General features: G+C 72.1%; 14 protein-coding genes. 5 read left to right on the top strand and 9 right to left on the bottom strand.

Going from position 1 to position 21,600, the window contains the following annotated elements; translation table 11 throughout:
* Window positions 1-88: 88 nt before the first annotated feature.
* From ACGF12_RS33780 to eccD, 3 genes are all read right to left on the bottom strand, one after another.
* A complete protein-coding gene (locus ACGF12_RS33780; RefSeq protein ID WP_393038810.1) occupies window positions 89-2,296 on the bottom strand; it encodes a polyribonucleotide nucleotidyltransferase in 2,208 nt (735 codons plus the stop codon).
* A gap of 471 nt (window positions 2,297-2,767) precedes the next feature.
* Complete coding sequence (gene rpsO / locus ACGF12_RS33775) at window positions 2,768-3,058, bottom strand: 30S ribosomal protein S15 (RefSeq protein WP_030062424.1); 291 nt, start codon at window positions 3,056-3,058, stop codon at window positions 2,768-2,770.
* Window positions 3,059-3,295: 237 nt separating this feature from the next.
* Window positions 3,296-4,753, bottom strand: coding sequence for a type VII secretion integral membrane protein EccD (gene eccD, locus ACGF12_RS33770; protein WP_393038808.1), 1,458 nt, complete (start codon window positions 4,751-4,753; stop codon window positions 3,296-3,298).
* Between the two features lie 424 nt (window positions 4,754-5,177).
* On the opposite strand from eccD, the gene eccCa reads away from it, so the two are divergent.
* Together eccCa and ACGF12_RS33760 are read left to right on the top strand one after the other, a co-directional pair.
* Window positions 5,178-9,119: a type VII secretion protein EccCa gene (gene eccCa, locus ACGF12_RS33765; RefSeq protein WP_393038805.1), complete on the top strand. Its 3,942-nt coding sequence runs from the start codon at window positions 5,178-5,180 to the stop codon at window positions 9,117-9,119.
* A 469-nt stretch (window positions 9,120-9,588) separates the two neighbouring features.
* Complete coding sequence (locus tag ACGF12_RS33760) at window positions 9,589-10,995, top strand: APC family permease (protein ID WP_393038802.1); 1,407 nt, start codon at window positions 9,589-9,591, stop codon at window positions 10,993-10,995.
* Between the two features lie 78 nt (window positions 10,996-11,073).
* On the opposite strand, the gene ACGF12_RS33755 is transcribed toward ACGF12_RS33760, so the two are convergent.
* From ACGF12_RS33755 to ACGF12_RS33730, 6 genes are all read right to left on the bottom strand, one after another.
* Window positions 11,074-12,357: a hypothetical protein gene (locus tag ACGF12_RS33755; RefSeq protein ID WP_393038799.1), complete on the bottom strand. Its 1,284-nt coding sequence runs from the start codon at window positions 12,355-12,357 to the stop codon at window positions 11,074-11,076.
* A 57-nt stretch (window positions 12,358-12,414) separates the two neighbouring features.
* Window positions 12,415-12,957, bottom strand: coding sequence for a SigE family RNA polymerase sigma factor (locus ACGF12_RS33750; protein WP_393038796.1), 543 nt, complete (start codon window positions 12,955-12,957; stop codon window positions 12,415-12,417).
* A gap of 110 nt (window positions 12,958-13,067) precedes the next feature.
* On the bottom strand, window positions 13,068-14,330 hold the full coding sequence (locus ACGF12_RS33745; RefSeq protein ID WP_393038793.1) for a S8 family serine peptidase: 1,263 nt from the start codon (window positions 14,328-14,330) through the stop codon (window positions 13,068-13,070).
* A gap of 99 nt (window positions 14,331-14,429) precedes the next feature.
* Window positions 14,430-14,726: a WXG100 family type VII secretion target gene (locus ACGF12_RS33740; protein ID WP_393038789.1), complete on the bottom strand. Its 297-nt coding sequence runs from the start codon at window positions 14,724-14,726 to the stop codon at window positions 14,430-14,432.
* Between the two features lie 102 nt (window positions 14,727-14,828).
* The gene (locus ACGF12_RS33735; RefSeq protein WP_393038786.1) at window positions 14,829-15,131 is read right to left on the bottom strand and encodes a WXG100 family type VII secretion target; all 303 of its coding nucleotides are present in this window, start codon (window positions 15,129-15,131) and stop codon (window positions 14,829-14,831) included.
* Window positions 15,132-15,309: 178 nt separating this feature from the next.
* On the bottom strand, window positions 15,310-16,974 hold the full coding sequence (locus tag ACGF12_RS33730) for a type VII secretion protein EccB (protein ID WP_393038784.1): 1,665 nt from the start codon (window positions 16,972-16,974) through the stop codon (window positions 15,310-15,312).
* 199 nt (window positions 16,975-17,173) lie between these two features.
* Here ACGF12_RS33730 and eccE point away from each other — a divergent pair, with 199 nt between their 5' ends.
* The 3 genes from eccE to ACGF12_RS33715 all read left to right on the top strand — a co-directional run.
* The gene (eccE, locus tag ACGF12_RS33725) at window positions 17,174-18,577 is read left to right on the top strand and encodes a type VII secretion protein EccE (protein ID WP_393038781.1); all 1,404 of its coding nucleotides are present in this window, start codon (window positions 17,174-17,176) and stop codon (window positions 18,575-18,577) included.
* Window positions 18,577-19,344, top strand: a complete 768-nt coding sequence (locus ACGF12_RS33720) for a hypothetical protein (protein ID WP_393038778.1) — start codon at window positions 18,577-18,579, stop codon at window positions 19,342-19,344. The genes eccE and ACGF12_RS33720 overlap by 1 nt, the downstream gene beginning before the upstream one ends.
* A gap of 130 nt (window positions 19,345-19,474) precedes the next feature.
* The coding region (locus ACGF12_RS33715) for a MinD/ParA family protein (RefSeq protein ID WP_393038775.1) at window positions 19,475-21,600 on the top strand (2,126 nt) is incomplete at its 3' end.

Genomic DNA, 21,600 nt, shown 5'->3' with positions numbered 1-21,600 from the left:
AAGACACGTACGGACGAACGCGTGGACAACAGGGTGCGGCCCGCACGCCGGGAGGCGTACGGGCCGCAAGGGGTCAGCTAGCGGCGCTTCACTCGGAAGCGGCCTCGCCGCCCTCCTCGCCCTCGACGACCGGGATCAGGGAGAGCTTGCCGCGGGGGTCGATCTCGGCGATCTCGACCTGCACCTTGGCGCCGACGCCGAGGACGTCCTCGACGTTCTCCACGCGCTTGCCGCCGGCCAGCTTGCGGATCTGCGAGATGTGCAGCAGGCCGTCCTTGCCCGGCATGAGCGAGACGAACGCGCCGAAGGTCGTGGTCTTGACCACGGTGCCCAGGTAGCGCTCGCCGACCTCCGGCATGGTCGGGTTGGCGATCTGGTTGATCGTGGTGCGGGCGGCCTCGGCGGCCGGGCCGTCGGCGGCACCGATGTAGATGGTGCCGTCGTCCTCGATCGTGATCTCGGCGCCGGTGTCCTCCTGGATCTGGTTGATCATCTTGCCCTTGGGGCCGATGACCTCACCGATCTTGTCCACCGGGATCTTGATGGTGATGATGCGCGGCGCGTTCGGGGACATCTCGTCCGGGGAGTCGATGGCCTCGTTCATCACGTCGAGGATGTGCAGGCGGGCGTCGCGGGCCTGCTTCAGCGCGGCGGCCAGCACCGAGGCCGGGATGCCGTTGAGCTTGGTGTCCAGCTGCAGCGCGGTGATGAAGTTGCGGGTACCGGCGACCTTGAAGTCCATGTCGCCGTACGCGTCCTCGGCACCCAGGATGTCGGTCAGCGCGACGTAGTGGGTCTCACCGTCGATCTCCTGGGAGATCAGGCCCATGGCGATACCGGCGACGGCGGCCTTCAGCGGCACACCGGCGTTCATCAGCGACATGGTCGAGGCGCAGACCGAGCCCATCGAGGTGGAGCCGTTGGAGCCGAGCGCCTCGGAGACCTGGCGGATGGCGTACGGGAACTCCTCGCGGGTGGGCAGCACCGGCAGGATGGCCCGCTCGGCCAGGGCGCCGTGACCGATCTCGCGGCGCTTGGGCGAGCCCACGCGGCCGGTCTCGCCGACCGAGTACGGCGGGAAGTTGTAGTTGTGCATGTAGCGGCGACGCGTCTCCGGGGAGAGCGTGTCCAGCTGCTGCTCCATGCGCAGCATGTTCAGCGTGGTGACACCCAGGATCTGGGTCTCGCCGCGCTCGAACAGGGCCGAGCCGTGGACGCGCGGGATGGCCTCGACCTCGGCGGCCAGGGTGCGGATGTCGGTGACGCCGCGGCCGTCGATGCGGATCTTGTCCGTGATGACGCGCTCGCGGACGATCTTCTTGGTCAGCGCGTTGTAGGCGGCGCTGATCTCCTTCTCGCGACCCTCGAACTCGGGGAGCAGCTTCTCGGCCGCAACCGCCTTGACGCGGTCCAGCTCGTTGTTGCGCTCCTGCTTGCCCGGGATGGTGAGGGCCTGGGCCAGCTCGTCCTTGACGGCGGCGGTCAGCGCGGCGAGGACGTCGTCCTGGTAGTCCAGGAAGACGGGGAACTCGGCGGTCGGCTTGGCGGCCTGGGCGGCCAGCTGCGACTGCGCGGCGCACAGCACCTTGATGAACGGCTTGGCGGCCTCGAGACCGGCGGCCACGACCTCCTCGGTCGGCGCCTCGGCGCCGCCCTCGACCAGCTTGATGGTCTTGTCGGTGGCCTCGGCCTCGACCATCATGATCGCGACGTCGCCGTCCGGCAGGACGCGACCGGCGACGACCATGTCGAAGACGGCCGACTCCAGCTCGCTGTGGGTCGGGAAGGCGACCCACTGGCCCTTGATCAGCGCGACGCGCACGCCGCCGATCGGGCCGGAGAACGGCAGGCCCGCCAGCTGGGTGGAGGCGGAGGCGGCGTTGATGGCGACCACGTCGTACAGGTGGTCGGGGTTGAGCGCCATCACGGTGCAGACGACCTGGACCTCGTTGCGCAGGCCCTTGACGAAGGACGGGCGCAGCGGGCGGTCGATCAGGCGGCAGGTGAGGATCGCGTCCTCGGAGGGCCGGCCCTCGCGACGGAAGAACGAGCCGGGGATGCGGCCGGCGGCGTACATCCGCTCCTCGACGTCCACGGTCAGCGGGAAGAAGTCGAAGTGCTCCTTCGGCTGCTTGGACGCGCTGGTGGCCGACAGCACCATGGTGTCGTCGTCCAGGTAGGCCACGGCGGAGCCGGCGGCCTGACGGGCCAGACGGCCGGTCTCGAAGCGGATGGTACGGGTGCCGAAGGAACCGTTGTCGATCACGGCCTCGGCGTAGAACACGTTCTCTTCCACCTGGAAGATCTCCTCTTTCGTACGTCTCCGGGAGAGCGCCCCCGCGCACTGCCTTGCGGTTGACCCTGGGGCCCTCCTGCCAGGGAGGGCGGCAGTCGGGCCGGTCTTCGATCGAAGCCTCCGGCGTGCCCCGCTCGGCTGCGGGGGTTCCGGGGGCCACTACCGAGGACCGGCGCCTCACGGCTGCCGGGCCGGGACGGGCGGTTCGCGTCTGGACGCTCTCTCGGATGCGGGCGGCTTCCGTTTGAAGCCTTCGTCCCGCGGGGGTTTCGGGTCTTTCTGCCCGGGTGGCGCGCTGGTGCGCCATCACCCGGCATGCCCACAACCCTACGGTGCAATCCTCGGCCACCTGGGGAGGTGCGCGCGAGTTGTTATGTCCGGGTGCCGCGGGCAGCGAGTTTGTCGCCGGCCGCCGCGGCATACGCGCGAGGGGCGGCTCCCCGGTGTGGGGAGCCGCCCCGAGCAGCGGTCTTAGCGGGCGCCACCGGCGGCACCGCGGCGGATGCCCAGGCGGTCGACGAGCGTACGGAAGCGCTCGATGTCCTTCTTGGCCAGGTACTGCAGCAGGCGACGGCGCTGGCCGACCAGGATCAGCAGGCCACGACGCGAGTGGTGGTCGTGCTTGTGGGTCTTGAGGTGCTCGGTCAGGTCCGAGATGCGACGGGACAGCATGGCCACCTGGACCTCGGGGGAGCCGGTGTCGCCCTCCTTGGTGCCGAACTCGGCCATGATCTGCTTCTTGACGTCAGAGGCGAGAGCCACTGCAACTCCTTCAAGGTCTTACCGAGCGGTCCTGGTCGACAGCACAGGACTCTGCGAGAACTCGGTGTCGGAGCGCGGCCGGCACCCCTCCGGATTTGTCGCTGGACGACCCACCGGGGGCGGGCACACGGCTGCGCTCGGAGGCCAAGCGTACCAGTGCCGCCCACCCGGCTGGCCAGCGGGCCTCACGAGGGGTAGCGGAGCGGTTCCCGGGGAGGACGGTGGCGGGCGGCGGGGTCAGCCGGTGGCGCCGCGGACCAGCCGGTAGATGTTCAGGACGGCGAGCGCCAGCGGCACCAGGGACATCAGGGTGAGGCTGTCGACCAGGTCCAGGATGCGCCCCCAGAACGGGGAGACGCCGAGCCTGGGCACCACCAGGGCGATCGCGGTGAGCAGCGCGGCGCCGAAGGCGATGGAGGCGGCCAGCCAGATGGTGCGCAGGTCGAGCTCGGTGGTGGAGCCGGCCGCGCGCAGGAAGAACTGCGGGGTGTGCAGGGACAGCCCGACGATCAGCAGGCACAGGCCCAGCAGGCCGGCGACGGTGAGGCTGAGGACCTGCGCGGTGTAGCGGAACAGCCGGGCGCGCAGCATGGTGGCGATGCCGAGGGCCAGCGCGAGCAGCTCGGGGAAGGTCCGATCGGTGAAGGCGAGGACGGCGCAGGCACCGACCACCACTGCGGCGCAGCCGCCGACCAGGCCGACCAGCACCTCGTGGCCGCGGCGCGCCTGGTGGGCGATCTTCTCGTACTGGACGGCCTCGGCGCGCTCGGCCTCCTCGTCGTAGTCGCGGCTGCGGGTGCGGGTCTGGCCGGGGGCGCTGAAGCCGACCGGCAGCCGGGCGAAGCGGGCGGAGAGGCTGGGCAGGAAGCCGACCGCGGCCACGGCGGCGACACCGGTGACGGCGGCGATGTTCCCGGCCGGGGTGCCGGGCATCAGCACGGCGGTGAAGGTGGCGAGCGAGCCGGCGGTGGCGACGAAGGCGGCGGCGACGAACACCGCGTCCTTCTCGGGCAGCAGTCCGGCCAGCAGCACGGCGACCACCAGGACGGCGACGCAGCCGGTCAGGAACTGGAGCCGGCCGGGGCCGTCCCACTTGTGGGCGACGGCGAGGATGCCGCTGCCGCCGATCATGGCGTGCGGCAGGGCGCCGAGGCCGAGCGCGAGGGCGGAGTGGGCGTCCTGGTAGACCCGGGCGCGCACCCCGGCGAGCGCGGTGAGCACGACGGCGGTGACGCCGGCCAGGATGCCGGGCAGTCCGTGCATGTCGTGGCGCAGGTCGGAGAACCAGAGCGCGAAGCCGAGCAGGGTGAGCAGCACCCCGGCGCCGATCAGGCTGAAGCCGCGCATCAGGTCGACGGTCCAGAACCGGCGGTCGGCCTCGACGGCGCCGGCGATGGCGTCGGCGACGTCGTCGTAGACGGCCGGCGGGAGGGACTCGGCGAAGGGGCGCAGCGCGAGCAGGTCGCCGTCGCGGACCTGCTGGGCGGACAGCGACAGGCTGCTGTCGAGCACCGTGCCGTCGCGGCGGACCAGGTGGAAGCCGGTGGGGGCGCCGTCGGGCTGGCTCTGCTTGGCCAGCCGCAGCACCTCGGGGTAGACGTCCGCGAGCGGGACGTCCTCGGGCAGGGCGACGTCGATCTTGCTGTCGGGGGCGACGACGGTCACCCGGCAGTAGCCGGTGGCAGCCGCGCTCATGCGCCCACCTCGCTCCGCTCGCCAGGCGCTTCGCGCAACGGGCAGCTCTCGATGACGAGCTCGCTCCGCTCACTCATAGATGACTGCACCTCGATCCTTCGACGCACTGGCGCTCCCCCTTGTTGACGGTGCCGCGGCACGGCTGCGCGCGGTGTGGCGGTGGAACCGGCCCGGCCGGTCCGCGAGTTGGCGCGGCGTTACCCTACCCGTTCGGTTCGTGCCCGGCGCCGGTGCGGGGCGGCGGGCGATGCGGGGGCGGCCGGGGCCGGAACGCGCCGCTATGTAGGATCGGCGCCTGCGCAAGGTAGTACGGGGGCTGCGCTGTGTGGGGCGTCCTCAGCCACAACCGTCCCGTACGGGCCGTGCGCAGTCGCGTGAGGGCTGATGCCGAAGTGATCGATCGACGCCGCGGGGTGGATGACACATGGGTGTGATCACGGTCAAGCGACCGGCCAGGGCGTACCCGCCGACCGTGCCGGACGAGCCGGTGGAGCTGGTGACTCCGCCCGAGCTGCCCCGGCAGGGCGGCGAGGACTGGCTGATGAGCATCCTGCCGATGCTCGGCATGGGCGGCTCGGCGGTGTTCTTCTTCTCGCCCGGCGCGGCCGCCCCGATGAAGATCATGGGCGGTCTGATGGTCGCCTCGACGGTCGGCATGGTGCTGGCCCAGATCGTGCGGGCCCGCAAGGGCGGTTCGACCGCGATGGCGGACGAGCGGCGCGACTACCTCAAGTACCTGCAGCAGACGCGCCGTCAGGTGCGCCGCACCGCGGAGAGCCAGCGCGGCGCGCTGCTGTTCCTGAACCCGGCGCCGGACCAGCTGTGGTCGATCGTCGAGGACGGCCGGCGGCTGTGGGAACGGCGGACCTCGGACGGGGACTTCGCGCAGATCCGGGTGGGCCTCGGGCCGGTGCAGCTGTCCACCCCGCTGATGGCGCCGCAGACCGCGCCGATGGACGAGCTGGAGCCGCTGTCGGCGGCCGCGATGCACTCCTTCCTGAAGGCGCACGGCACCCTGCAGGACCTGCCGCTGGCGGTGTCGCTGCGGGCCTTCTACCACATCACGGTGTGCGGGGACCCGGACTCGGTGTACGGCAACGTGCGCGCGATGATCGCCCAGTTGACCACCCTGCACTCGCCGGACGACCTGCTGGTGGCGGTCGCGGCGGCGCCCGGCGCGGCCGAGGAGTGGGGCTGGACCAAGTGGCTCCCGCACAACCAGCACCGCAAGGAGGCCGACGGCGCGGGCTCGCGCCGGCTGTTCGCCACCGACCTGGGCGAGCTGGAGTACCTGCTGCAGGACGAACTGGCCGGCCGCCAGCGCTTCGTCCGGGACGCCGCGCCCGCGGCGGACCAGCCACACATCGTGGTGGTCATGGACGGTGCCGGGGTGCCGCACGACTCGCTCCTGGCCGGTGCCGAGGGCGTCCAGGGGGTGACCGTCATCGAGGTCGTCCCGGGCGAGGTGGACGAGCCCAGCGGGCACCTGATGGTGACGGTCAACTCCGAGGAGCTGGTGCTGCGTTCGGCCTCCGGCGCGACCTACACCGGCAAGCCGGACCTGCTCTCGGCGTGGCAGTCCGAGGCGCTGGCGCGGCAGTTGGCGCCGTACCGGATCTCGGCCGGCGGCGACGACGAACCGCTGCTGTCCAACCTGGACTTCACCGACATGATGAACTCGGGCGACCCGGGCTCCTTCGACGTGAGCCGCAGCTGGCGCTCCCGTCCCCAGCACGAGCGGCTGCGGGTGCCGATCGGCGTCGGCGCCAACGGCGAGCACGTCTACCTGGACATCAAGGAGGCCGCGCTGGAGGGCATGGGCCCGCACGGCCTGTGCGTCGGCGCGACCGGTTCCGGCAAGTCGGAGCTGCTGCGCACCCTGGTGCTGGCGCTGGCGATGACCCACTCCTCGGAGACGCTCAACTTCGTGCTCGCCGACTTCAAGGGCGGTGCGACCTTCTCCGGCATGGCGGACATGCCGCACACCTCCGCGGTGATCACCAACCTGGAGGGCGAACTCACCCTGGTCGACCGCATGCGCGACGCGATCGAGGGCGAGCTGCAGCGCCGCCAGGAGCTGCTGCACCGCTCCGGCAACTACGCCAACCTCCACGAGTACGAGCGGGCCCGGGCGGCCGGCGCAGCGCTGGACCCGCTGCCCTCGCTGGTGCTGATCATCGACGAGTTCTCCGAACTCCTTACCGCCAAGCCGGACTTCATCGAGATGTTCATCCAGATCGGCCGCATCGGCCGATCGCTGGGGGTGCACCTGCTGCTGGCCTCGCAGCGCCTGGAGGAGGGCAAGCTGCGCGGCCTGGACACCTACCTCTCGTACCGGATCGGTCTGCGCACCTTCTCGGCGGCCGAGTCGCGGGCGGCGATCGGGGTGCCGGACGCGTACCACCTGCCGCCGGTGCCGGGTGTCGGCTACCTGAAGTTCGGCGAGGACGTGATGGACCGGTTCAAGGCCGCGTACGTCTCGGGGCCGTACCGGGCGCCGGGGCAGCAGCGGTCGACCGGCGGACGCCGGGTGAACGCCCGCCCGGTGGAGTTCACCGCGGCCTACGTGGAGCTGCCGGACCCGGTGGAGGAGGAGGCTCCGCAGGCGCCCGAGCAGGACGACGCGCTGGTGGACACCGTGCTGGACGTGTTCGTCCAGCGGATGTCCGGCCAGGGCCCGGCCGCGCACCAGGTGTGGCTGCCGCCGCTGGACGAGGCACCGAGCATCGACCACCTGCTGCCGCCGCTGCAGGTCGTCCCGGAGCGCGGGCTGACCGCGCCGGGCTACCCGGGCGGCCGGCTGCGGACGCCGATCGGCGTCGTGGACAAGCCCCGCGAGCAGAAGACCGACATCCTGGAGGTCGACTACGCGGGGGCGGCCGGCCACGGTCTGATCGTGGGCGGCCCGCGCTCGGGCAAGTCGACCGTGGTGCGCACCGCGGTGGCCTCCTTCGGCGTCACCCACACCCCGCGCGAGGTGCAGTTCTACCTGCTGGACTTCGGCGCGGGCAGCTTCCAGTCGCTGACCGGGCTGCCGCACGTCGGCGGGGTGGCCGGGCGTCTGGACGTGGACAAGGTGCGCCGGATGGTCTCCGAGGTGCACGGGGTGATGAACCGGCGCGAGGAGCTGTTCCGGAGCACCGGGATCGACACCATCGGGACGTACCGGGCCCGGCGGGCGGCCGGTCAGCTGCCGGACGAGGCCTTCGGCGACGTCTTCCTGGTGATCGACGGCTGGAACACCTTCAAGCAGGAGTTCGAGGCGCTGGAGCCGGTGATCGGCGACATCGCCCAGCGCGGCCTCGGCTACGGCGTCCACCTGATCATCACCGCGACCCGCTACGCGGAGGTCCGCCCGGCGCTGAAGGACCTGCTGCAGAACCGCATCGAGCTGAAGCTCGGTGACGCGATGGAGTCCGAGGTGGACCGCCGGGTGGCGCAGAACGTCCCGCCGCTGGCCGGTCGCGGCGTCACCGCGGATCGGCTGCACTTCCTGTCCGGCCTGCCGCGCCTGGACGGCGCCTCCTCGGTGGAGGACCTGCAGGACGGCGTGGCCGGCCTGATCAGCGCGGTCGACGGGGCCTGGACCGGCCCGCGCGCCCCGCAGGTGCGCATGCTGCCGGCCGTGCTGGACGGGAACTCGCTGCCGAAGGGCTCCGAGCACCCGGAGCGCGGCGTCTCCTTCGGCGTGGACGAGGCCGAGCTGGCGCCGGTGTTCGTCAACTTCGAGACCGACCCGCTGTTCATCGTCTTCGGCGACACCGAGTCGGGGAAGTCGGCGGTGCTGCGCATGCTGATCAAGCAGATCACCGAGCGCTACACGCCCGAGCAGGCGGGCATCGTGGTCGGCGACTACCGGCGCGCGCTGCTGGGCACCGTGCCGCCGGAGTACCTGGTGGAGTACGCGGCGGCGCAGCCGGCCATGTCGGCGATCGTCGACATGCTGCGCGGGGCCTGCGCCCGCCGCCTGCCCGGTCCGGACGTGACCGCCGAGCAGCTGCGCAACCGCAACTGGTACAGCGGCAAGGACATGTTCGTGATCGTCGACGACTACGAGCTGGTCGCGACCAGCTCGGGCAACCCGCTGGCGCCGCTGGCCGAGTTCCTGCCGTTCGCCCGGGACATCGGCCTGCGGGTGATCGTGGCCCGCAGCGCGGGCGGCGCCGGGCGCTCGCTGTACGAGCCGGTGATCCAGCGGATGCGCGAGCTGGGCGGGCAGGGCGTGATCCTCTCCGGCAACCGGGACGAGGGCGCGCTGCTGGGCACCGTCAAGCCGCAGGCGCTGCCGCCGGGCCGGGGCGTCTACGTGTCACGCCGCGCGACCAACGGACAGATGGTCCAGACGGGCTGGCTGCCGGTGGCGTGACCGGGCCGCCGGATACGGACGGTGATCGAAGGGGTCGGACTCCCAGGAGTCCGACCCCTTCGTCGTCCCAGGTGCTGAAACGTTACCTAGATCTTTCCGGGAGGGGGCTGCGGTTCCCGTAGCCAGCCGGGGAGTTGCGCCGCCGCTCGAAGGCGCCTGGACGTCGCGCCGTCCGGCCGGATCACTACCTTCGAATGATGGCCTGCAACACGAAGTTCACCTTCGATTCATTCCCGATGCGGTCAAGGTAACAAGTCGGACAAACCGCACGATGACCGTACGTGATCATCGGATCGCATGGTTATGCCCTCTGTCGCAACGGATTCCGAAGCAGTTCCGGCGTTGACGCAATCAATACGCCCAAGGTTCCATTGCGGCCCGGGAGCGACCGGAACAGACCCGAGCAACCAGCCAGCGGAGGCGATACCGCTCCCATTCCAAGGACCGCTCAGAGCCGATCGGAAGCCACATGACCGACACGCTTCGCCCGCCACAGACCGTAGCCGCCACGGCGGACGGGGCAGCCGCCCCCCAGCAGCTCAAGCGCTCCATCGGCGTCGTGGGCGGCACACTGCTCACGCTGTCCTGCGTCACCCCGGCCTCGACGCTCTTCGTGATCGTGCCGCAGCTGTTCTCCAGCATCGGCAGCGCCACCGCCATGGCCATCGCCATCGGCTCGGTGCTCTGCATCGCGGTCGCGTTCTGCTACTCCGAGCTCGGCACCCTGATACCCAGCGCCGGCGGCGAGTACGCGATGGTCGGCACCCTGGCCGGGCGGCTGGCGGGCTGGCTGGTCTTCATCCAGTCGCTCATCGTGGTGATGATCGTCCCGTCGGTCATCGCCCTCGGCACCGCCGACTACCTGGCGCCCGTCCTCCACGTCGACAAGCCGATCGCCGGCGCCGCTGTCATGCTGGCCGCCACCCTGGCCGGCCTGCTCGACCTGCGGGCCAACGCCTGGATCACCGGCATCTTCCTGGTCCTGGAGGTCGTCGCCGCCGGCGTCGTCTCGGTGCTCGGCTTCGCCCACAGCAACCCCGGCCACCCCAGCCTGCTGCACGGCGTGGTCGCCGGGGACGGCGGCGCCGTCAGCCCGGTCGGCATCGGCGCCATCATCGGCGCGCTCGGCATCGCCCTCTTCGTCACCCAGGGCTTCTCCACCGCCGTCTACCTGTCCGAGGAGCTGGAGAACCCGCGCCGCACCGTCTCGCGCACCGTGCTGTGGACGCTCGGCCTCTCCAGCGCCATCATCCTGATCCCGGTCGCCGCCATCACCGTGGGCGCCCCCGATCTGCAGACCCTGGCCTCCGGCGACATCTCCGGCATGGTCACCACCTGGAGCAACTCCGCGGTCGGCACCTTCATCAGCCTGTGCATCGCGCTGGCCATCATCAACGCCGGCATCGTGATGGTCATCCAGAACTCCCGGGTGCTGTTCGCCTCCGCCCGCGACAAGGCCTGGCCCGAGCCGGTCAACAAGGCCTTCGGCACCCTCGGCCGCTTCGGCTCCCCGTGGATCGCCACCCTGGCGGTCGGCATCCCCGGCGCCGCGCTCTGCTTCGTCAAGGGCGAGCTGCTCAGCAACATCACCGGCGTCGCCGTCACCGCGATGTACCTGCTGGTCGCGGTCGCCTCGCTGCTCTCCCGGCGCGGCCACCACAAGCACGCCTCCGCCTGGCGGATGCCGCTGTGGCCGGTCGTCCCGGCGCTGCTGATCGTCGTGCTCGTCTACATCATGACCCAGCTGGACGCCGAGCCCCTGCTGTGGACCGGCGGCATCACCGCCGCCGCCACCCTCTACTGGCTGTTCTACCTGCGCCCCCGACAGGCCACCCGCTGGGTGATCAGCCTCCCCGAGGACCAGCAGCAGGCCTGACCGACCCCCACCCCTCCCCCACAGTGCGGTGCCCCGGGCTTCCCCCTCGCCCGGGGCACCGCCGCGTTCAGCGGAGGGTCACTTCTTGACCTTCCACTCCGGGCTCGCCGCGATCGCCTTCAGCTGGTCGACGGTGAGCAGACTCTTGTCATCCGTGCCGTCGACCTCGATGTACGTGCCGTCCGGGTGCAGCTCGGCCACCCGCGTGTACGGGGACTTGTTGCCCGGCGTGCTGCCGGGCACGCTCACGGCGAGCTTGGTGCCGTCGGGCAGGACGGTGGCGTCCTTGAACTGCGCGGCGCGGCCGCTGTCCATCGTCCGCTGGGTCTCCGGGTCGCCGAACGGCCGCGACCAGTTCGCGAGCTGGACGGTGATCGAACCCTTGGCCTGGCCCTCGCCGACCAGCTGGTAGATGTCGGAGGTGAGGTGGGTGCTGCGGCTCTGGACCGTCACGCCGGCGGGCAGCAGCTTGGCCAGGATCGCCTGCTTCTCGTCCGGCGAGACGCCCGAATCCTGCACCGTCGGGTCGATGCCGTTGTACCGGACTGCCGCGACGACCTTGTCCCAGGCCTTGTCGGTGACGATCGCCTTCGCCTGGTCCAGGGTGATCGGCGGGTTGGGGCGGCTGTCGGGCGCGCCCTTCTCCTGCGGGGAGTTCCACTCGTTGAAGAAGATCGAGCCGCCGTCCGGACGGTTCAGGGACGCCCACCACTCCTTGGTCGTCGCACGGTGGTCCGGGTACTCGTAGCCCTGGGCGAGCACGAGCTGGGAGCCGTCCGGCAGGGTCGTGGCAGTGCAGGAGTCCATGCTGGCGAGCTTGAGGTCCGCCGGGCAGGTGTGCGGCTGCTCCTGGCCCTTGTAGAACTTCTGGACCGTGATGCCCATCAGGGACTTGCCCTGGCCGTCGTCGAAGACCAGCTGGGCGGAGGCGCTCAGTCCCTTCCCCGTGCCCTCGCCCTTGGCGTCGGTCACCTCGCCCTTGGGCAGCAGGGCCTGGAAAGCGGCCAGCATCTCCTTGTCGGTGACCGGGGCCGCGTCGGACTTCGCGGCGGTCGGGGTCGCGGTCACGGGGGCCGCGCCCGCGCCGGTGGTCGTCGGCGCGGCGGCGGCCTCGACCGAGGCGTGGGCGGCCGGGGAGCCGCCGGTGGCGTTGGAGAGGTAGAACGCGCCGGTGCCGACCAGGGCCAGCGCGGCGGCGCCGCCCACCACCGCGGCGGTCGAGCGCCGACGCCAGCGGCGGCGGCCGCGCTGGTAGCCACCCGCGACCAGGTCGGCCTGATCGGCCTGCTCCGGGCGGAAGCCCTCACCGGTGCGGGTGATGGCATAGAGAAGATCGTCCTCGAACTTGTCCGGTTCGGACATGGCTGATCACCGTCTCCTTGGGTCACGAATGTGGTCGGCGGGCCTTGCGAAAAACGTTCAGCGGGCGGCGAGTTCGGCCAGCGAGTCGCCGAGCAGGGTCCGTAGCCGGGCCAGCGCCCGGGTGGTCCGGGTGCGGACCGCACCGGAGGAGACCCGCAGCACGTCGGCGGTCTCCTCGACGCTGCGGTCCTCCCAGTAGCGCAGCACCAGCACGGCGCGGTCCTTGGCCGGCATCCGCCCGAGCGCGTCGAGCAGGGTCAGCCGCAGACTGCTGTCCGCGTCCTGCCCCTCCGGCTCCGGCAGCGCCTCGGTCGGGCGCTCGCCGCTGGAGCGGCGGCGCTGCTGGGCGATGAAGGTGCGCACCATCACGGTGTGGGTGTAGGCCGCCGGGTTGTCGATCCGGTGCCGACCGCCGGTGAAGGCGCTGCGCCGCCAGAGCACGTACATCCGGCTGAGGGCCTCCTGCACGAGGTCCTCGGCGTAGTGGGTGTCCCCACTGGTGAGCAGGCAGGCCGACCGGTACAGGTGCCCGGTGCGGCTGGAGACGAGTTCCAGGAACTCGGCGTCCTTGGCCTCCCGGCCGCCCCTGGTCCACCCCATGCCCACCGCTCCCCCGCGTCCGCCCGCCCTGACACTTCTTCGATGCGGTGAGCGGCCGACGGTGTTACAGACGTTTCGCAGGTTCTTTCCGAGCAGTCGCGAGGCGCGGATCAGTCGGCGGACTTGCGGCGCTGGTCGCGCAGCACGACACCGCCGCCGATCAGCAACGCGACCAGCAGCGCCCCGATCGCGAGCACGTACGTCGCGGTGCGGCCGTCCCGGTCCGCCTGGGTCTCGCCGAGGCCGACCGGCTCCGGCACGATCGGGGCGGCGGCCAGCTGCACCGGGGCGGCCGGGGTGGGGGCGGACGGCGCGAGGTCGGGGGCCGTGGTGACGGCCTTGACCGGGTCCACCACGCCCCAGCCGGTGAACTGGTTCGGGTCGCGCTCGGTGCGCTGGGCGGTCTGCTCGATCCAGGCCCGCACCTGGGCCGGTGTCCACTGCGGATGGGCGCCGACCAGCAGCGCGGCGAGTCCGGCGACGTACGGGGCGGCGAAGCTGGTGCCGTTGTCCACGCACTGCCCGCCCCCGGGCACGGTGGACAGCATCTCGACACCGGGCGCGGCGACCTTCACGAAGGAGCCGTACTGGGAGAACGGCGCGCGCTCGTTGTTGCGGTCGGAAGCACCCACGGCCAGCACGGTCGGGAAGGCGCCCGGGTAGGTGTCGCCCTCCTTACCGTCGTTGCCGGTGGAGGCGACCACCACGATGCCGGCCCGCTCGGCGGACTGGATCGCGTCCTTCAGCTCCTGGTATCCGCCGAAGTGGGCGTCGCCCGCGCCGCGCACGTCCTGGGAGATGTTGATGACCCGGATCGGGGGTTTGTCCTTGTTCTTCGGGTCCTCGTTGTACTTGACGACCTCTGTGATGGCCGCGACGAGGCTGGAGACGTCGCCGTTGCCCTCGCTGTCGTTCTGTCGGACCGAGTAGATCTGGGCGTCCGGAGCCAGCCCGACGAAGCCGGTCCTGTCACTCTTACGGGCGGCGATGATGCCCGCCACCTTGGTGCCGTGGCCGACCGGGTCGATCTTGGAGGTGCCGTCGACCGGCTGCTTGGTCTCCTTGTTGACCAGCAGGTTGGGGCCCTGCAGCACCTTGCCGGCCAGCTGCGGGTTCTGCTCGTCCACCCCGGTGTCGATGACCGCGACCACCACGCCCACGCCGGTGGTCTTCCCGCCCTGCCACAGCTCGTCGAGCAGCAGCCGCTGCAGCGACCACGGCACGGTCTGCACATCGGGCGCGGGCTTCGGGCAGTCGCCCGCGGCGGCCAGCCCGGGCCCGCCGTCCGCGTACGCCGGGGCGGTCAGCGGGCCGCCCAGCACCACGAGCGCGGCGAGCGCCGCGGCCGTCCTACGGAACCCGCGTCCGGACACCCTGCCACCCCTCATGTTCTCCACCCGTGCCACGCGCCGAAGGGCGGGTGCCCGGAACCCGGGTACCCGCCCCTGTCGTTCCCGTTCGGGAACCTCCGGTCAGCCGTTGTGCCAGAGCTTGGCGTTCTGGTCCTCGGTCGCCTTGTACTGCTGGGCGGCGCTCTCCAGCGAGCTGGCGATCTTCACGCAGGTGTCGTGCAGGTTGGAGGCGGCGTTGTTCCACTTGGTCTGCTGGGCGTTGTAGCCCTCCTGGGCCGCACCCTGCCAGCTCTGCGAGATGCGGGTGACGTCCTTCTGCAGGTCGCCCAGCAGCGTTTCGATGCGGGCGCTGGAGGCCTTGACCTCTTCGGCCGCGTTGTGAACGGTCTGGAAGTTGACGAGGATGTGGTCGGACACAATGTCTCCCTTGACGAGTATGCGGAGCACCCCGCGCTCAACCGCGGGCGCCCCGTCAGGCGGCTGGTCGGAACAGGACGGTGATCAGCGCGGACGCGGCGATCAGCCCTGGTTGCCGAACAGCGCCTTCTGCTCCTCTTCGGTGCTCGCGTAGTGCTTGGTGGTCAGCTCGATCGCGTGCTGGATCTTGCCCAGCGCATCCTTGAGGTCCGCGATGTCCGTGTTGACCTGGTTCTGCAGGGTCGTGTAGGCGCTCGCCGCCTGGCCCTTCCAGCCGCTGGTGATGTTGGTGACCGTGCTGTCGAGCTTCACGCGCTCGGCCTCGATCTTGCCGATCGCGTCCTCGATGCGCTTGGCGAAAGCGTTCATCTCCTGAGCGGTCATCGTGAACTGACCCTGAGCCATGCTCTACCGTCCCCCATGAGACACATTGTGTGTACGGAGGGCCCCACGACCCCCCGCTGCATCACCGGTGTGATGTCCAGCAGCACTGTAGTCGGCACACGCAACTCACCCAACATTGCGCGCCGAGTAGTTACCAGACCATGACACTGGTGCCAATTCCGTTGCCCGGCACGGTCGATCAGGCGTTCTGCGGCTGCGCGGCGCTCTTCGCGGTCAGTGGCGGACCGGCCGGCACCAGGTTCGACCACTGCTGCGGCACGGGCAGCGGCTGGAGGTTCGGGTAGCCCAACCGCGCCTGGTTGCCGCCGGGTTGGTCGTCCGGGTTCTGGGTCGGCTGCCCGCCCGGGTCCGGGGTGCCGGGCGGCGGGGTCGGCGTCTTCGTGGCGCCGGCACTCGGCGAGGCGGTGGGACGGCCGCCGTCACCGTTGGCCGGGACGGCGTAGCGCAGGCCGGTCTCGGTGATCAGGAAGTCGGTGCCGGAGCCGCCCGTCCCGTTGTCCATCGCGCGGTAGAACAGGCCGTGACCGGGCGTCACGTAGGCCGCGCCCGCGCCGTTGTTGTACGGAGCCGGGTACGCCATGCCGGCCCAGACGCTGCGCTTGGGCGTGCGCCCGTCCTCGGCCAGGCCGTCGAAGGTGCTGCAGACGACCAGCCGGGCATCCTGGCGGTCCTGCCAGTTGTTCACCGGCGCACCGGACTTCAGCGGCCAGTCGCCCGCGGTGTCCGGCAGCCGGGTGTCGGTGTTGAACTTGGACTGCTCGTCCGGGGTCATCTCGTCGCTGCGCGGCTTCTTGTCCTGGTCGTACTTGTAGAGCATCTGGTTGGCCGGGTTCTGCCGGATCAGCTCCTCCTGGAACGGGGTGATCAGGTAGAGCCGGTCCTTGCCGACCACGTAGCGGCGGTCCTGGTAGTGCACCAGCCGGCCGACCCGGCGGTCCGCCTGGTTCCCCAGCTCCACCTGGGAGTTGGGGCCCTGGGAGTCGGCCGTCTCCTTGAGCTGCGGGAAGGTGATCGGGGTGGCGGGCACCAGGGTGTCCAGCCACTCCCGCTTGACCCGCTGCGGCACCGCGTTGGGCCCGAAGACCGCCGTGATCAGCGCCTTGCGCTCCTTGTCGTCCGCCTGCGGCAAGCCGATCTGGTGCTTGCGGCCCTGCGCGTCGACCAGGAACACGTTCGCACCGCCTGCGGACGGCTGCCCCGGCGCCGGCGCGGCGGAGATCTGCTGGTCGTCCGCCTGCTGAACCAGCATCAGCTGGTCCTGGCCGAGCACCCGGTCCTTGGCCGCCAGCGTCGCCGCGTCCTGGCCGGCCGCCACGAACACCGCCTGATTGACGGTCTCCTGCTTGTCGTCCGAGCCCGGGCGGTCGCAGACCGACCACTTCATCGACTGGCTCGCGTTGTCCTTGCTCGGCAGCTTGTCCGGGGCGTACGGGATGCCGATCGTCGGACCGTGGTTGGGGTAGCGGTCGAGCACCCCGTCATCCACCACCACGACCTTGGCGTCCGCGGGCAGCACCAGGCGCGCCGAGGACATGTTCAGCACCTGGTGCAGCCGCTTGGTCTTGCCGTCCGGGTCGGTCAGCACCACGTACCGGGTGGTCGACTGCTTGCCCTGGATGATGTTCTTGCCGCTGTCCCACTGCAGCGGGGCGGCCGGCTTGAACACCCCCCAGACCCCGAAGCCGGCCACGACCAGCGCCCCGACCAGCACGCTCGGCAGCACCGCCTTCACCGGTCGCGGCGCGTCCTCGTCACTGCCCCCGCCGGAGGGCAGCAGGAACGCCCCCACCGTGCGTTTGCGGGCGAAGGTGTACGCGTTCAGCTCGTCCCGGCGCGATGCCATCCTCGTCGTCCCCCTTGTCAGACGTGTGCCAGACGTGGTCGGCCCCCGTCGGCCCGACCCGCCCCGTGGTCCGCACCCGCCGGGCGGGATCCGGCTCGAACCCTCTACGATGCGGCAGCAGACGGTGAGTACGGTACGGGTACGGTCCGCGAACCAGCCAGCCGGGCCGCGACAACGGATCAGAGAGGGCCACCGGGGGATGCCAAGCCAGACCGCTCCAGGACGCCGCGGCACCGCAGGCGGCGGGAGGTCACGCCGGTCCGGACGGGCCCGGGGCGGCCCTTCCGCCCAGGCCGCAGCCGTCCACCCGCCCACGGCCGGCGCGGCCGGCGGCCCCGTCCAAGTCCGCGTCAACCCCCGGCCCGGGCTGCTCGGTGGACGCCTGAAGCTCCAACAGCTCGTGCTGGTCGAGGTCGCGGCCGCCCTGGTCGCGGTGGGCTGGACGATCAGCCGCCCGGTCGCGGCCGGCTTCGGCGCGGTCTCGCTGGTCCTGCTGGTGCTGGCGGTCGTCCCGCTGCGCGGACGCACCATCCCGGAGCTGCTCCGGGTCCGCTCCGCCCTCAAGTCCCGCCGCAAGCAGGCGAAGTCGCTGCTGCCGCCGCCCGGCACCGACCCGGCCCTGGCGCCCGCGCTGGAGCTCGAACCGGGGCTGCGCACCTGCACCCACGCCACGGAGGCCGAGTTCGGCGGCCGCGCGGTCCGCCGGGAGACCGGCATGGTCGGCGACGGCACCTTCCTCAGCTCGGTGCTGCTCGTCCAGGCCAAGGACCAGCCGCTGCGCCCGGTGCGCACCGCACTGCCGCTGCCGCTGGACGTGGTCTGCTCGGCGCTCACCGTGGACGACATCACCCTGGAGTCGGTGCAGCTGGTCCAGCACACCCAGCCCGCCCCGGCCCCGCACCTGCCCGAGCAGTCGCTGGCCGCCCGCGCCTACCGGGAACTGCCCGACGGCACCTCCACCCCCGGACTGCGGCTGACCTGGATCGCCCTCAAGCTCGACCCGGAGCGCGCGGCCACCGCCGTCCGGGCCCGCGGCGGCGGCGAGGAAGGTGCCCGCAAGGCCCTGCAGCGGGTGACCGACCAGCTGGCCGGGCGGCTCAACAGCGCCGGGTTCAACGCGACCGTGCTGGACGAGCGCGAGCTGATCGCCGCCCTGGCCATCGCCACCTGCGCCAACCCGATCGCGGTGGCCGGGCGTCAGGGCACCGGCAGCGGCGGCGGCACCACCCGCCGCACCCAGGAGGGCAACCGCTTCTGGCGGATCGACGACCGCTGGCACAGCACCTACTGGATCTCCCGCTGGCCGCAGCTGAGCCGCCCCGGCGGCGCCCCCGGCCGGATCGCCGCACCGGACCTGGTCAACCTGATCACCGGCTCCCCGGCGCTGGCCAGCACCTTCAGCCTGACCGCCGCGCACGGCACCGGCGGCTCGGTGACCGTCAGCGGGCACCTGCGGGTGACCGGGCGCAGCGAGAGCGAGGTCGGCCAGGTCGGCCGCCAGGTGGAGGCCCGGGCCCAGAGCGCCGGACTCGGCCTGGTCCGACTCGACCTGGAGCAGGCCCCCGGCATGCTCGCCACCCTGCCGATGGGAGGAGCGTCCTGATGGCGTACCAGACCTACCCCGCCCCGGGCCCGACGCCCGGCGCCGAGCAGCGCAGGGCCCGGCCTCGGATCCTGCCCGGCTTCGGGCTGCGCGGCCCGCGCCGGGAGAAGCACGTACTGGAGGCCGCCGACCTCTCCGCACTGGCCTTCCCGGTCGGCGACGACGGCGTGGTCATCGGCGTCGACCCGCAGGGACTGCCCGCGGTGCTCGGCCTGTTCCGCCCCAGCGCCTACGACCTGGTGCTGGTCGGCGGCATGTGGACGGCGCAGATCATCGCGCTGCGGGCGGCCGCGATCGGCGCCCGGGTCGTGGTGGAGACCGCCCGCGCGCAGCTCTGGGGCCCGATGGCGCAGGCCGCCGGCGGCGGACAGCCGTGCGTGACGGTCCACCAGGTCGGCCGACTCGGCCCGCAGGGCGCCTCGGTGGCCTCGCCGGTGCTGGTGGTGCGCGACCTCGGCGCCCGCCCGCCGCGCAGCCGGCTCTCCGCCGCGCCCTGGCAGACCACCCTGACGCTGCTGCCCTACCTCGGCCCGAACGCCTCCCGGGTGCTCAACGCGGCCGACCTGGTCGGCGTGCAGCGGATCTCCCCGCAGGAGGCCGAGCTGACCGGCCGGGTGCTGTCGCTGCCGCCGGAGGACGTGGCCGCGCTCCCGACCCTCGGCGACGACCTCACCCTGTGGGCCACCCGGATGCGGCGTCAGTACGTCCGGGCCGTGGCCGGACAGGCCGAACAACAGGTGCTCGGCGGCCCGCGGCGGATGGACTGAGCCGACCGTTCCGGGCCGGTCGATCCCGGTCCGGGACGAAGCCGCCTTCAACCGGGGCAGCCGTACGGCCTAGTCTTTGTTGCGGCAACGGCACCGCTGAACAAGCGGCGGCGAACACGAGGGAGCCCTAGTGAGCAGCGATCGGGACGGCGTCTACGTCGGCGACAACGCGGCAGAGGACGACGACGACTGGTCCGACGCGCCTGACTACACTCCCCCGTCCTGGTACGTGCAGTCGGACGCCCCGGCGGCTCCGGGCGGCGTCCCGGCCGTCACACCGGCTGTCACGCCCGCCCCGGTGGCCGACGCGGCCACCCAGGCGCCCGCTGCGGCTCCGGTACCGGCCCAGCCGCCGGTCCAGGTCCAGCCGCCGGCCCCGGCCGCCGAGCCGGTCCCGGCGCCCGCGCCGGTACCACCGGCGCCCGCCGTCCAGGCCAAGGCACAGCACGTCCCGTTCCCGCTGTCGACCCCGGCCGCGACACCCGAGCAGCAGTCGCCCGCCCCGGCCTGGCCGACGGCGGAGGCGCTGGCCCAGCCCGGCGCGCCGCAGCCGCAGCCGTACCCGGCCCCGACGCCCGCGACGGGCCCGCAGCCGGGGCCGCCCGCGCCGCCGCAGAACTTCGCGCAGCCGCCGGCCCAGCCGGTGCCCGCGCAGCACCCGGCGCAGCCGCAGCCCCCGGCGGTCCCGCAGAACCCCCAGACGCAGCAGGCTCCGCAGGACCCGCAGGTCTCCTGGGATCCGCAGGCCGCCTGGGCCGCCCAGCCGCCCGCCGGCGCGCAGCCGCAGCACGGCCAGCCGGTCCAGCCGCAGCCCGCGCAACCGGTCCAGCCCCAGGCCGGCCCGGTGGACCCGCGCCAGGGCGGCTGGCCGCAGCCCGGCGCCTACCAGCAGCCACCCCAGCCCCAGCCCCAGCCCGGCCAGCCGCTCCCGGGCCAGCCCGTCCAGCCGCAGCAGCCGGGCCCCGCGCAGCCGTGGCAGCAACAGCCGCAGGCACAGCAGCCCGCCGCGTTCCAGCAGGCGGCCGCCCCGCAGCAGACCGCGCACGGTGCGCCGCTCGGCTACACCGCCGCCGTCGAGCTGTCCTCGGACCGGCTGCTGCGCAGCCAGCCCAAGCAGCAGCGCCAGCAGCCGCGGTTCCAGTTCGGCGGCAAGGCCGCAGCGGCCGAGAAGGCCCGCAAGCTGGAGATCATCCGCACCCCGGTGCTGAGCTGCTACCGGATCGCCGTGATCAGCCTCAAGGGCGGCGTCGGCAAGACCACGACCACCACCGCGCTCGGCGCGACCCTGGCCAGCGAGCGCCAGGACAAGGTGATCGCGATCGACGCCAACCCGGACGCCGGCACCCTGGGCCGCCGGGTCAAGCGCCAGACCGGCGCGACCATCCGCGACCTGGTGACGGCCATCCCGCACCTGCGCAGTTACATGGACATCCGTCAGTTCACCTCGCAGGACCTGAACTCGGGCCTGGAGATCCTGGCGAACGACGTCGACCCGGCGGTCTCGACCACCTTCAACGACTCGGACTACCGCCAGGTCATCGACGTACTGGGCCGCCAGTACCCGATCATCCTGACCGACTCCGGCACCGGCCTGCTGTACAGCGCGATGCGCGGGGTGCTGGACCTGGCCGACCAGCTGATCATCGTCTCCACCCCCAGCGTGGACGGCGCCTCCAGCGCCTCGACCACGCTGGACTGGCTCTCCGCGCACGGCTACGCGGACCTGGTGCAGCGCAGCATCACGGTGGTCTCCGGGGTGCGCGAGACCAGCAAGATGATCAAGATCGAGGACATCGTCGCGCACTTCCAGACCCGCTGCCGCGGCGTCGTCGTGGTGCCCTTCGACGAAAGCCTGGCGGCCGGGGCCGAGGTCAACCTCGACATGATGCGGCCCAAGGTCCGCGAGGCGTACTTCGAGCTGGCCACCCTGGTCGGCGAGGACATCATCCGGGCCCAGCAGGCGGCCGCCCAGCAGGGCGGCTGGCAGCAGCAGGCCCAGCAGCCCTACCAGGGCCAGGCCGCGGCCCCGCAGCCCGCCCCCGGTGCGCCGTGGGCGCCGCAGCAGGGCACTCCACGGCCGGGCTACGACTACGACTGCTACCAGGTCGGCCAGGGCCAGCCCCCGGTGCCCGCGCCGGACGGCTACCAGCCCCCGCCGCCGGGCTACGGATACCCGCCCGCCCAGGGCCAGCCGCCGGCGCCCGCCCCGCCCGCCGCACCGGACGGCTACCAGCCCCCGCCGCCCGGCTACGGATA

Source organism: Kitasatospora sp. NPDC048296 (assembly GCF_043201815.1).
Taxonomy (GTDB): Bacteria; Actinomycetota; Actinomycetes; order Streptomycetales; family Streptomycetaceae; genus Kitasatospora.
The sequence above is the reverse complement of the archived record's forward strand: the minus strand, read 5'-3'. Positions and strand labels throughout refer to the sequence as shown.